Genomic DNA, 12,432 nt, shown 5'->3' with positions numbered 1-12,432 from the left:
GATTCTGTTGATTTCGGTATTTCTAGGTTGCATACTAGTATCGTTGTTTCTAATGCAACTGGACATCCTGGTGATAAAGTTACAATAACTATTAAAGTCAGTACTGAAGATGGGGTTCCATTTAATGGGGATGTTGATGTTATTTTACCGGATGGTAAGAAAATAACTGTTCCTGTAGTTAATGGAGCTTATGAATTAGAATGGATTATCCCAAAAGATGCAAAAAATAATGATATGTTCAGTATTTTTGTATTGTTTGGAGGCAATTCAACATACTTCGGATCCAACAGCACAGGATTTATTAAAGTCATTGACAATCAAGATCATAATAAGACTAATCATACCAACAAAACTAACCATACTAAACACGGTAGTTTAAATGATAATAATATGCTTATGAATAAGACTGGTAATCCATTATTAGTATTGCTAACTTCATTGGTTGTTTTATTTGTATCATTCAAACGCAGAAAAGACAAATTTTAATATTACTATTTGGTATTAAGGAGAATTTAATTCTCTTTAACTTTTATTTTTTTTACAATAATTTTAAGCTGTATTTTATTTCCAGTATTTCCCGCCTATTGAATATTGATTTGCTTTTACTGGATATTTCATAACTTTATTTCTTGTAATAATTGTCTTTGTAATCATTAGTTAATTAATTTCTATCTGAATTATATTTTATTCGTAAAAAAAGAAAATATTTAGGGCTGTTTTGAAAATTAAAAAAAGAGATTTTTAGAAATTTAAAAAATAAAAAGAAGAGGGTAGAGCTAGAAAGCTCCTCCGCCTCCTCCTCCTGAACCTCCTCCAATATTACCAAAGTCGCTGGAATCGGAATAACTGTTTGTAGTTTCACTGGTGATGAATGCTGTACTCATCATTCCATATCCTCCATAATAATGATACCTTATTATATCATCATCGAATTCGGAAATATTCGGCATTTGCAGTTTCATGGATTCATAAACCTCTTCAGCTACTCCAAGAGCAGCTCCATAAATCAAGTATTCTTTCCAGATAACTATTGATTCTGGAGGGTGTTCTTTAATTAAACTGTTGTCTATTAAAAAACTCTTTAAGTTATTCCATTTGAGATAGTAGGTTCTGCCCTCTTCAGTCCATCTTCCAAAAATATCCTCATCCATCATAATAATTGCAAATGAAAATATTCCTAAAGCAATTCCTGCTACAACACAGAAAAATCCGGTTGAAAGGTTTGTATAAAATCCAAGAGGAGCTATAATTATTGCGTATATGATTCCCAATATTCCCATAATATTAATTATTGTAGAACCGGTATCATCAAAGTATTTCTGAATGTTGATTTCATCTTTAACGGAGGCTTCCCAGTCATGAACTTTATCATTAAACCATAGGGCTTCATCTTCTTGTGTTAATTTATTGCTGAATGATGAGAGATTTAACATGTCATTTGTTGAAAAATTATGCAAAGCGTCATATACAATTTTCTCAGAGTCAGTTAATCCTTCTTTGCTATTAAATTTTAAAAGCAAATCGCTCATTTCACTATCCTCATCAATGCCTGAATCTAATGTAATGGCTTTTTTGTCAATGAGATTCATTATTGAAGCTTCAAAACCTTTCATATTCGGGGTTCCGATTTCTTTTTTGTTTTCAATTAATGCATTAACAATTTCTGGCGGATCATCAGTTGGCAAATCCCTTTCATAAATTCCATCATAGGCTACTTCAGGTTCTCTACCGTATCTTAAATAGATAAATAATGCACTAATAGGGCTTATAAGTGTCAATAATCCCAAGATTATATAAGCCACGCTCCAAAAATTTCGTTCGTTAATGCTGTCTTCTAAATTTTTCAGTATCATTTCGCGACCATTTTTGTCAACGTTTTTTGCATATGCTGCATTGTCATCGAAGTCGGTTAATGGCATTAAAACGAGTAATTCATAGAATTCGCCTTTTGGAATTGAATTGCTTTCTGCTGTAATTGTATTGTTGTTTATTGATGATGTTTCATTGTATTCCTGAGGATTTAGGAAATATTCATTTCCGCTGTCTCCTGGTAAATGTATGCTGGCTGTTAACTTATCTGCCCCTACATCCCACTCTTCACCCCAGAGTTTAAATTGAAGAGCTCCAATATCATTAAAAAGAGTTACTACATTAGTCATATCATAGCTAATGTAAATTTTCACGTTACAGTCTTTTATTCCCTGTGTGTGAGCAGCATCAGAGTATAAATAAATCTTTAAATGTTTATAACCGTCATCATCATCAATTTCTTTTAAAACAGGATATGCTCCCTGGGCATCAACCTTAATATTTTCAATGCTTTCTCCGGATTTTAGGGGAATGTCTCTATAAACTCCATTAAAAGCTCCGTCAAATGAATAATCATATTCTTCTTCTACATGTAGCAGACCATCCTTTCCAACTGTTAAGTCAACAAATGCATGTGTTATTGAATAGCTTCGGTCATCATCATCTGCTGATACACATGAAAGGGTGGAAAACAGTATTAGAAACAACATGATTATACAAAATGTTTTTCTAATAGTCATATAAACCCACCATTTATTATTTTTTTAAAATTCAACTTTAGGTACGGCCTTTTCTGTTTCTGGAGCTTCAAAGAATGTTTCTTCTTTAAAACCGAATAAACGTGCAAGAATGTTGCTTGGGAATTGTTGACATGAATTATTGTATTTTAAAACAACATCATTGTAAAATTGTCTTGAATATGCAATTTTATCTTCAGTTTCACTTAATTCATTTTGCAATTCTTTAAAATTAGTGTTGGCCTTTAAATCAGGATAACTTTCAGCAACCGCAAAAAGTGTTTTCAATGCTCCTGTTAACTGGTTATCTGCAGCACTTACTTCTTCAATAGATGATGCATTCATAACTCCTGCTCTGGCTTTGGTAACTTCTTCAAGAACACCTTTTTCGTGAGAAGCGTAACCTTTAACAGTTTCAACAAGATTAGGTATTAAATCGTTTCTACGCTTAAGCTGAACATCAATTTGTGAATAACTGTTTTTCACACGATTTCTAAGTCCAACAAGATTATTGTACATATGTATTATTGTTCCAATAACAATAACTATTATTACCACTATAACTATTATTATAAGGCTCATTGTATCACCACATTGTTATATATATAAGTAGGATTGATATATAATTTTGTTTTCCGTATAGTAAAAATAAATTAATTGATGCAATCATTTAATTTGTATAAATTATAGCTTTTAAACAATACCTTTATATAGGTGAAAGTTAATACATTATTATATCATATTGTTCTAGACGATATGATTTGCAAGTATTTGCTAGCTATTATATGCCGAGATAGTCTAGCCTGGTAAGGCGCGAGACTGGAAATCTCGTGGGCGTTCAGCCCTCCTGGGTTCAAATCCCAGTCTCGGCGTTTATTAGTTTTTAACTATATTTTTTTAACTTTATTAAAATACTTGTTAAGCTGATATTTTTGCACTCTTAGTTATCATTAACTAAGTTTATAACTGTTGAAAGAACTGTGTTTTGAAAATCAAAACATTCGAATCTATTACTAACGTCTCGTAGATTCGCTCTATAAATGGAGGTTATTTAATGGAAGACGATTTTAAACATTTAGTGCGTATTTCAAGAAAGGATGTAAATGGTAATAAAACCATTGAACATGCTTTAACTGAAATTAAAGGTGTGGGAATCTCTTTATCTAAAACTATGTGCCGTACTTTAGACTTAGATTTAGATGCTAAAATTGGATACATCGCTGACGAAGATGTTTTAAGAATTGAAGAAATTTTGGAAAACCCTCAGAAATTTGACATTCCAAGATGGATGTTAAACCGCAGGGAAGACTATGAAACTGGTGATGACATTCACTTAATCGAATCTGATCTTGATATGACTTTAAGGGATGATTTAAACAGAATGAAAAAGACCAGAAGTTACAAAGGTAGAAGACACGAAGTTGGTTTACCTGTTAGAGGTCAAAGAACCAAATCTACTTTCAGAAAAAGTTCTTCAGTTGGTGTAAAACGTTCACGCGGATAGGCATGGAACTTTTTTTTAAGAAATTTAATATTTTAAATTCAATTTTATAAAGGAGATGTTTTAATGGGACAACCTAGAAAATCAAGGAAAAAGTATAATACACCACCACATCCTTGGAATGCGGAAAGAATTAAAAATGAAAATAAATTAATGGCTAAATACGGTTTAAAAAATAAAAAAGAGATTTGGAAAGCCGATACTTTAGTCAGAAGATACAGTAGGGAAGCAAGATACTTACTTGGGTTCTCAACTGATCAGATGCAAGAAGAAAAATTAGAATTATTAGGACACTTAGCTAGAACTGGTATTTTGCCTGAAGGTGCTGCTCTTGAAGAAATCTTAGATTTAAACGTGGAAGATATCTTAAGAAGAAGATTACAAACTATTGTATACAATAAAGGTTTAGCTCGTACTCCTAAAGAAGCAAGAATGTTTGTTGTACATGGACACATAGCTTTAAATGGTAAGAAAATTAACTCACCAAGTTATGTAGTTTTAAGAGGACAAGAAGAAGATATTGGATTTTACAGATCTTCCCCTGTAGCTAAACAGATTGAAGAGTACAACAATAGTAAAGCTGATAAAGTTAATACTGAGGAATAGAGGGTGTAACTATGGCAAAAGATGAAAAATGGGGTATAGCTAATATTTACTCATCATTCAACAACACTATTATTACTGTAACAGATATTACTGGTGCTGAAACTATTTCCCAATGGTCTGGTGGAAAAGTTGTACGTGCAGACAGACAACAAGCTTCACCTTTTGCAGCTATGGCTGCAGCAACTAGAATAGCTGATGATGCTAAAGAAAAAGGATTCGTTGGTTTGCATATCAAAGTAAGAGCTCCTGGTGGAAACGGACCTAGAAGTCCGGGTCCTGGTGCACAAGCTACTATTCGTGCTTTAGCAAGAGCTGGAATTAAAATAGGAAAAATTGAAGATATCACTCCAATCCCTCACGACGGTACTGGAAGACCTGGTGGTAAAAGAGGAAGAAGAGTTTAGATGGAAGGGTTTAATATGGAGATAGAAGTTAAAAGTCAAAAGGATGATGAAATTGTATTCATTGTTCGTGATGCAGAAGTACCTTTCGTTAATGCTATTAGAAGATGCGCTATGGTGAACGTGCCTAAAATAGCTATTGAAGATGTGAATATTATTAGAAACGATTCTGCAATGTTTAATGAGGTGCTTGCTCATAGGCTTGGTTTAACTCCTTTAGTTTCTGATTTAGATGCTCTTGAAGGTTTATCTTTACCAGAAGATGATGATTGGGAAGAATATTCCAATGGAATTATGTTTACTTTAAATGAAGTTGGTCCTAAAGTTGTTTACTCTAAGCATTTAATATCTTCAGACTCAAAAATTAAACCGGTATACGATACTATTCCTTTAGTAAAACTTAAAGAAGATGAAGAACTCAAAATAGAAGCTGTTGCAAAAGTAGGTTATGGAAAAGAGCATGCAAAATGGATGCCAACTACAGTTTGTGCTTACAAACAGTATCCAGACATCACATTTAATGATGATGTGGAAATTGATTATGACTGTGCATCTGCATGTCCTAGAGGAATCTTAAAATCCGACAGAAGATCTAAAAAGATTAAAATTTTAGATATTGAAAATTGTGCTATGTGCAAAAGCTGTGTTAGGGCTTCAACTAATGGCTACATAAATGTAGGGTATCGTGAAAATGATTTCATATTTAGAATAGAAACTGATGGATCAATGCCTCCTAAGGAAGTTTTATTAAAAGCTTGTGAAGTATTAGGTGAAAAAGCAGATAAGTTTATCAGATTTAGTGAAGAAGGAGGAAGTAAATAATGGCAAAAAAGATTATAAAAACTAATCCTAACCTTATTGAACTTATTAATAAACTTTATGAACAATCAAGAAGTGAAGATGCAGCTATTTGGAAAGATGTTGCTCAAAGACTTGAAAGGTCTAACAGAAGAACCGCTGAAGTGAATTTGTCTGATATTGCAAGACATGCTGATGCAGGTGAAACTATTTTAGTACCTGGTAAAGTTTTATCAAATGGTAATTTAACAGAAAAAGTAGATGTTGTAGCATTAAAATTCTCAGCTAAAGCACAAGAGAAAATTGAAAGTGCTGGTGGAGAATGCATCTCAATTGATAAGATAATCGAATCCAATCCTAAAGGATCAAACATTAGGATCATGGAATAAATAGGGTGTTATTATGATTATTGATGGAGAAGGATGCGTTTTAGGAAGATTAGCTAGTATAACTAGTAAAAATCTTTTAGAAGGCGAAGAAGTAGTAATTATTAATGCTGAAAAAATTATGTTAACTGGTAATAAGGATTGGGCTTATGCTAAATACAAACAAAGAGTTGACAGGGCAAGTATTTCTAACCCTCGTGATTTAGGTCCTAAATATCCTAGAAGACCGGATGATATATTTAGAAGAACTGTAAGAGGAATGTTACCTTTCAAAAAATCTAAAGGTAAAACTGCATTCAAAGGATTAAAAGCATTTGTTGGCGTACCTGCAGAATATGCTGATGCAGAACTCACAGCAGTTCCTGAAGCAGAATACAAGAACATTAAAAAAGGTATCGAATTAGGAGAAATCTCCAAACTTTTAGGAGCTACCTTTTAGATAAATGGATGTGTAATAATGGTTAAAGTTATTCATACAAGTGGAAAACGTAAAACAGCTATTGCTAGAGGTACTGTTCGTGAAGGAACCGGTAAAGTTAGAATCAACAGAGTTCCTTTAGAACTTTATTCTCCAGAGCTTGCTAACTTAAAATTACAAGAACCATTAATCTTAGCTGGTGACTTAGCTAATGAAGTGGATATCAACATTCACGTTGTTGGTGGAGGAGTAATGGGTCAAGCTGAAGCTGCACGTATGGTAATTGCAAAAGGATTCGTCCAATGGTCACAAGATATGGATTTAAAAGATAAATTCATACAATATGACAGAACCATGTTGGTTGGTGACCCAAGACGTTCAGAACCTAAAAAATACGGCGGTCCTGGAGCAAGAGCTCGTAAACAAAAAAGTTACAGATAATTTCGTCTGTAATTTTATATGTTATTAAATTAAAAAAGATGATTTGAATGATTCCTATTAGATGTTTAAGTTGTGGAAAACCTGTATCAGCAGTCTTTGATGAATACAATAAAAGAGTTGCTGCTGGTGAAAAATCTAAAGACGTTTTAGATGATTTGGGTTTAACTAGATATTGTTGTAGAAGAATGTTAATTTCTCATGTGGAAACATGGGAATAGATTTTACAAAATCGTAGGGATATTTTTTTAATTAAAAAATTTATAATCTTGGTAAAATATATGCCTAGAAATGGAGTAATATTCATGGATGTTGAAAAAAAATTAACAAGGTTTGAAAGGGCTAGACTTCTCGGAGCTAGAGCAATTCAAATATCAATGGGTGCCAGGCCTTTAGTTGAAATTAAAGACTCTTTAGATCCTATTGATATAGCTTACGAAGAACTCAAAGCTGGAGTTTTACCATTAGATGTTATTAGATATGAATAAATAGTTTTTCTATTTATTCCTAATATTATATTTAAAAAAAATAAAAAATACCAATATAATACTATAAAGAAACTTACTGATTTTTTAGGAGTATAGGTTAGTTGGTAACAAATTAAATGGCACTGAGGTGTTTTTTTTGGTTAGTATAATAGAAGACGTCCAAGTTCGAAAGATTTTGGATAGCAGAGGAAACCCTACTATTGAAGTAGATGTAGTTACTTGGAATAGTTCGGGCAGGGCTGCTGCACCTAGCGGAGCAAGTACTGGTTCAAGAGAAGTAGTATCTTATCCTAAAGGTGGAATTGATGAAGTTGTTAGTGAAATGGAAGATTTAATCGCTTCCGAACTTATTGGAATGGATGCTGAGGACTTGGCAACTATTGATGAAGTTTTAAGGGAAGTCGATGGAACTGATAATTTGTCTGCTATTGGAGGCAATACTACTGTTGCTATATCAATGGCAGTGGCTAAAGCTGCAGCTGCATCTTATAATATGCCATTATATAAATACATTGGTGGAAATTTAGTAAATGAATTACCTTTCCCTTTAGGTAATATGATGAATGGTGGAGCACATGCAGGTATTAACGCACCGGACATTCAGGAGTTTCTGGTAGTTCCTACCGGAGCTGATAATGTTGCTGATGCGATTTTTGCAAATGCTTCTGTTCACAAAAAGTTGAAAGAATTAATTCAAACTAAAGATTCAAACTTTACTGGCGGTAAAGGTGATGAAGGAGGTTGGATACCTAATATTTCTAATCTCGCAGCTTTAGAAATTCAATCACAGGCTTGTGAGGAAGTTGGCGATGAATTAGGTATCGAAATAAAGCCTGCTTTGGATATGGCTGCATCTGAATTATGGAATGCAGATGAGCAGAAATATATTTATGCTCAGGACGGTATTAAAAAAGATACCGGAGATCAAATTGATTTCGTAAAAGATATTATTGATACTTACAATATGTTTTATGTAGAAGACCCATTTGAGGAATCTGACTTTGAAGGATTTTCCCAATTGTCTGCAAAAGCTGGCGATAAATGTCTTATTTGTGGTGACGATTTGTTTGTTACAAATAAAAGGTTATTGGCAAAAGGCATTGAAATGAATGCTGCAAACGCCATAATTATTAAACCAAATCAAATAGGTTCTTTATCTGAAACTTATGCTACTGTTAAATTAGCTAAAGAAAATAATATTGTCCCTGTTGTATCTCATAGGTCTGGTGAAACTACTGATGAAACTATTGCACACTTAGCAGTCGGTTTTTCATCTCCAATGATAAAAACCGGAGCTATTGGCGGGGAGAGAATAGCTAAATTAAACGAACTTATCCGTATTGAAGAAGAACTTCCTAATCCAATGATGGGTAAATTTTAAAAATAATTTTGAGGAAAAAATTATGTCTAAAATAACTATTGATTATGATAAATGTGATGGTGCAGACTGCGTCGAATGCGTTGATGTTTGTCCTATGGAAGTATTAGTTCTTAAAGGAGACAAAATCGAAATTGTCGATCCTGATGAATGTAGCTATTGTGAAGTATGTATGGACGTTTGTCCTAATGATTGTATTAATGTTGAAGATGATTTTTAAATGAGGTGTAAAAATGGCAAATGATGAACTTTTAATTGACTTAGATAATTACTTAGCAGCTGGTTTACATATTGGTACTCAACAAAAAACCAGTGATATGGAAAAATATATATTCAGAGTAAGATCTGACGGTTTATACGTATTGGATATTCAAAAAACTGATGAAAGAATCAGACAAATCGCAAAACTTTTAGCAAAATACGACCCTGAAGATATTTTGGTAGTTGCTACCAGACAGTACGGTCAGGCTCCTGTTAAAAAATTCGGTGAACTTACCGGTGCAAAAACCATTCCTGGAAGATTCATCCCAGGTACTTTAACCAACCCGAATTATGCTAAATTCATTGAACCAAAAGTTATTGTTGTAACTGACCCAAGGTCTGATGCACAAGCTGTTTTAGAATCCAAACAAAACGGCATTCTCGTTGTTGCATTATGTGATACTGAAAACTTACTCAGTTTTGTTGATATTGCAGTGCCTGTTAACAACAAAGGTAGAAAAGCTATCGCTTTAGTTTACTGGTTACTTGCAAGACAAATCTTAAGAGAAAGAGGGGAAATTCCTGAAGACGGAGACTTAGATATCGGTCCTAATGACTTTGAACTTAAATTTTAAGTGAGTTAAATGTTAAGACAACCTGCTGTAGCCGGATCATTTTATCCGAATGATGCCGAGAATCTAAAAAGAATTATTGAAAGCTGTTTTTTAGATAAATCAGGCATAGGTTTCATACCTAAATTAAATAAGTTTGAAGGTAATGATTATCCTATCAATGTTATGGTCCCTCATGCAGGTTATCAATATTCTGGTGCAATATCCACTCACGGCTATTGCAGCATAGTTACTAATGGTTTTCCTGATGTTTTTATTATTATAAGTCCAAACCACACTGGTTTCGGTAGTGAAATTTCTATTTTCAATGAAGGTGAATGGATAACACCTTTAGGCAATGTTGAGGTTGACTGCGAATTTGCAGACGAAATCATTTCCATTTCAGATATTGCAAGTTCTGATTTCACTGCTCATGTCAATGAGCACAGCATAGAAGTTCAACTACCATTCCTTCAATATTTTTCTTCTGATTTTAAAATTGTTCCAATAACTATGGGTGTGCAAACTTTTGCCACCTCAAATGATTTGGCTAATGCTATTTTTGAAGCCGGAAATAATCTGGATAAATCTTACTGCGTTATTGCAAGCACTGATTTATCTCATTTTAATAATCAGGAAAAGGCAAATAAAGTTGATGGATTTGTTTTGGAAGATATTGCGGAAATGAATGAATTCAAATTATTTGAAGAAGTCGTTCAATATAATATTACTATGTGCGGATATGGTCCTGTAATGACTGCCATTTCACTTTCTAAAATGTCCGGAAAGGATTCTTGTGAAATATTGGCATATCAGACCAGTGGTGATGTTACTGGCGATTTAAGTTCTGTTGTTGGATATGCTTCAGGTGTTTTTAAATAAGGTGTTTTTATGATAGCTAAAGCTTCTGCTCCGGCAAAAACTATATTATTTGGTGAGCATTCTGTTGTTTATGGCGAACCTGCTATTGCAGGTGCTGTTAATAAACGTGCTTTTGTCACAATTAAAGATTCAGATTCGGATATATCTATTTTTAAAGCACCGGATATAGGATTTGAAGCAGAATTGATTTCAACACATAAGAAATATGTTTTAAGAAAAGGAAAACCTGGTATTATTAGATATATTTTAGAATGTCTTTACAAAGCACATGACCACTCTCCAATTGAAATAACATTATCTTCCAATGTTCCTATTGGTTCAGGGCTCGGTTCATCAGCGGCAGTTACAGTAGCTACACTTGCTGCATTATATAGATATCATAATATTCGTTTTAATAAAAAATCTCTAGCTCATGATGCTCATATGGTGGAACAGGCTGTTCAGGGAATGGCCAGCCCGCTTGATACTTTGGTTTCCACCTATGGAGGGCTTGTTTATTTATCTAAAAATAAAAAGGTTGAACGTTTTAAGGTAAACTTCAATGCTCCATTTGTTGTAGGGTATACTAATAAGCATGGAAATACTGGCAAAATGGTTAGAGATGTTAAAAATTTAAAAAATAGAAATCCAAAAATTATAGATCCTGTAATTGCTGCTATGGGCAATTTAACTAATTATGCAAAACAGGCCATCTTGAAAAAGGATTATAATAAAATTGGTGAATTAATGAATATCAATCACGGATTTTTAGATGTTATTGGTGTAAATACATTGGAATTGTCTCGTATGGTATATAATGCAAGAGAAGCCGGAGCTATTGGTTCTAAAACTACTGGTGCAGGTGGCGGAGGCAGTATTATTGCTCTTTGTCCGGGAAAAGTTGACGAAGTTGCAGATGCTATTGCCTGTGATGATAATATTTTGAAAGTTAAATTTACTAAAAGAGGCGTCTCTTCAAGGGTTTATAAGTGATTTCATGATTATTTTAAAAATTGGCGGAAGTATTTTAACAAACAAGGATTCTTCCAAAAGCGAAGTTGATTTTGAAAGTCTTAATAGAATAGCTTTGGAAATTAAGTCTTCCTTAGATAATTCTTCTAAAGAAATGCTTATTGTTCATGGTGCAGGATCATTTGGACATCCGCCTGCTAAAAAATATAAGATTGGTGAGGTATTTGACGAATCCGAATATCCTCAAAAGCGTATTGGATTTTGTGAAACTCAAAATGCCGTTAAAAGATTGAATATGAATGTTTGTGAAGCATTCATTGAACAGGGATTGCCCGTTGTTGCAATTCCTGCTTCAAGTTTCATGACAGCCACCAATAAAAGAATCACTCAAGGCAACTTGGATTCATTTGAAAGATATCTCAAAAAAGGTTTCATTCCTGTAATTTACGGAGATGTTGTTTTGGATGATGAACTGGAAATATGCGTAATTTCCGGTGACCAGTTAATCCAATACCTTGCGGTGAATCTAAATCCGGATAGGGTAATTCTTGCAACAGACGTTGACGGAGTATATAATAAAAACCCGAAAACACACGATGACGCTATATTTTTTGATAAATTCTCTTCACTTGAGGATTTGGACACCCTGGAGGGAACCACAAATATTGATGTTACCGGCGGAATGGTTGGAAAAATTAAAGAATTATTATATTTAGCAGATTTGGGAATTGAATCTAAAATAATAAATGCTGAAGTTGAAAATAATATTTTCAAGGTATTGGAAAACGAAGACGTGAAAGGAACTGTAATTTCAAGGGGAAATTAAT

Annotated in this window: 18 protein-coding genes and 1 tRNA gene; 17 read left to right on the top strand and 2 right to left on the bottom strand. The window is 33.4% G+C overall.

Going from position 1 to position 12,432, the window contains the following annotated elements:
• Positions 1 to 486 (top strand): hypothetical protein (locus Q4Q16_RS06305; protein WP_303346874.1); only part of this gene is annotated, 486 nt, incomplete at its 5' end.
• A 290-nt stretch (positions 487 to 776) separates the two neighbouring features.
• Here Q4Q16_RS06305 and Q4Q16_RS06300 read toward each other — a convergent pair.
• Both Q4Q16_RS06300 and Q4Q16_RS06295 read right to left on the bottom strand, forming a co-directional pair.
• A complete protein-coding gene (locus Q4Q16_RS06300; protein WP_303346873.1) occupies positions 777 to 2,549 on the bottom strand; it encodes a DUF2207 domain-containing protein in 1,773 nt (590 codons plus the stop codon).
• A 24-nt stretch (positions 2,550 to 2,573) separates the two neighbouring features.
• Positions 2,574 to 3,128: a LemA family protein gene (locus tag Q4Q16_RS06295; protein WP_303346872.1), complete on the bottom strand. Its 555-nt coding sequence runs from the start codon at positions 3,126 to 3,128 to the stop codon at positions 2,574 to 2,576.
• Between the two features lie 205 nt (positions 3,129 to 3,333).
• On the opposite strand from Q4Q16_RS06295, the gene Q4Q16_RS06290 reads away from it, so the two are divergent.
• The 16 genes from Q4Q16_RS06290 to Q4Q16_RS06215 all read left to right on the top strand — a co-directional run bounded on the left by Q4Q16_RS06290 (position 3,334) and on the right by Q4Q16_RS06215 (position 12,431).
• Positions 3,334 to 3,418: transfer RNA gene (locus tag Q4Q16_RS06290), tRNA-Ser, on the top strand.
• Between the two features lie 182 nt (positions 3,419 to 3,600).
• Positions 3,601 to 4,050 carry a 30S ribosomal protein S13 gene (locus tag Q4Q16_RS06285; RefSeq protein WP_303346871.1) on the top strand — a complete coding sequence of 150 codons (450 nt, stop codon included), beginning with the start codon at positions 3,601 to 3,603 and terminating at the stop codon, positions 4,048 to 4,050.
• Between the two features lie 63 nt (positions 4,051 to 4,113).
• Positions 4,114 to 4,653, top strand: a complete 540-nt coding sequence (locus Q4Q16_RS06280; RefSeq protein ID WP_303346870.1) for a 30S ribosomal protein S4 — start codon at positions 4,114 to 4,116, stop codon at positions 4,651 to 4,653.
• 11 nt (positions 4,654 to 4,664) lie between these two features.
• Positions 4,665 to 5,057, top strand: coding sequence for a 30S ribosomal protein S11 (locus tag Q4Q16_RS06275; RefSeq protein WP_069574667.1), 393 nt, complete (start codon positions 4,665 to 4,667; stop codon positions 5,055 to 5,057).
• 15 nt (positions 5,058 to 5,072) lie between these two features.
• Complete coding sequence (locus Q4Q16_RS06270) at positions 5,073 to 5,876, top strand: DNA-directed RNA polymerase subunit D (protein WP_303346896.1); 804 nt, start codon at positions 5,073 to 5,075, stop codon at positions 5,874 to 5,876.
• Positions 5,876 to 6,241 (top strand): 50S ribosomal protein L18e, encoded by a 366-nt coding sequence (locus tag Q4Q16_RS06265; RefSeq protein ID WP_303346869.1) that lies wholly within the window; start codon positions 5,876 to 5,878, stop codon positions 6,239 to 6,241. The genes Q4Q16_RS06270 and Q4Q16_RS06265 overlap by 1 nt, the downstream gene beginning before the upstream one ends.
• Before the next feature lie 13 nt (positions 6,242 to 6,254).
• On the top strand, positions 6,255 to 6,677 hold the full coding sequence (locus Q4Q16_RS06260) for a 50S ribosomal protein L13 (protein ID WP_303346868.1): 423 nt from the start codon (positions 6,255 to 6,257) through the stop codon (positions 6,675 to 6,677).
• An 18-nt stretch (positions 6,678 to 6,695) separates the two neighbouring features.
• Positions 6,696 to 7,097: a 30S ribosomal protein S9 gene (locus Q4Q16_RS06255; protein ID WP_303346867.1), complete on the top strand. Its 402-nt coding sequence runs from the start codon at positions 6,696 to 6,698 to the stop codon at positions 7,095 to 7,097.
• Between the two features lie 47 nt (positions 7,098 to 7,144).
• Positions 7,145 to 7,315 carry a DNA-directed RNA polymerase subunit N gene (locus Q4Q16_RS06250; RefSeq protein ID WP_303346866.1) on the top strand — a complete coding sequence of 57 codons (171 nt, stop codon included), beginning with the start codon at positions 7,145 to 7,147 and terminating at the stop codon, positions 7,313 to 7,315.
• Between the two features lie 84 nt (positions 7,316 to 7,399).
• Complete coding sequence (locus tag Q4Q16_RS06245; RefSeq protein ID WP_303346865.1) at positions 7,400 to 7,582, top strand: DNA-directed RNA polymerase subunit K; 183 nt, start codon at positions 7,400 to 7,402, stop codon at positions 7,580 to 7,582.
• Between the two features lie 136 nt (positions 7,583 to 7,718).
• Positions 7,719 to 8,963 (top strand): phosphopyruvate hydratase, encoded by a 1,245-nt coding sequence (gene eno, locus Q4Q16_RS06240; protein ID WP_303346864.1) that lies wholly within the window; start codon positions 7,719 to 7,721, stop codon positions 8,961 to 8,963.
• A gap of 22 nt (positions 8,964 to 8,985) precedes the next feature.
• Complete coding sequence (locus tag Q4Q16_RS06235) at positions 8,986 to 9,180, top strand: 4Fe-4S binding protein (RefSeq protein ID WP_303346863.1); 195 nt, start codon at positions 8,986 to 8,988, stop codon at positions 9,178 to 9,180.
• A gap of 13 nt (positions 9,181 to 9,193) precedes the next feature.
• Positions 9,194 to 9,796, top strand: a complete 603-nt coding sequence (gene rpsB, locus Q4Q16_RS06230; RefSeq protein WP_303346862.1) for a 30S ribosomal protein S2 — start codon at positions 9,194 to 9,196, stop codon at positions 9,794 to 9,796.
• Between the two features lie 9 nt (positions 9,797 to 9,805).
• Positions 9,806 to 10,654: an MEMO1 family protein gene (locus tag Q4Q16_RS06225; RefSeq protein ID WP_303346861.1), complete on the top strand. Its 849-nt coding sequence runs from the start codon at positions 9,806 to 9,808 to the stop codon at positions 10,652 to 10,654.
• A 9-nt stretch (positions 10,655 to 10,663) separates the two neighbouring features.
• Positions 10,664 to 11,626: a mevalonate kinase gene (gene mvk, locus Q4Q16_RS06220; RefSeq protein ID WP_303346860.1), complete on the top strand. Its 963-nt coding sequence runs from the start codon at positions 10,664 to 10,666 to the stop codon at positions 11,624 to 11,626.
• Positions 11,627 to 11,630: 4 nt separating this feature from the next.
• A complete protein-coding gene (locus Q4Q16_RS06215) occupies positions 11,631 to 12,431 on the top strand; it encodes an isopentenyl phosphate kinase (protein WP_303346859.1) in 801 nt (266 codons plus the stop codon).
• Position 12,432 lies beyond the last annotated feature (1 nt).

It is taken from the genome of Methanobrevibacter sp. (genome assembly GCF_030539875.1).
In the GTDB taxonomy this organism is placed as follows: Archaea; Methanobacteriota; Methanobacteria; order Methanobacteriales; family Methanobacteriaceae; genus Methanocatella.
The sequence above is the reverse complement of the archived record's forward strand: the minus strand, read 5'-3'. Positions and strand labels throughout refer to the sequence as shown.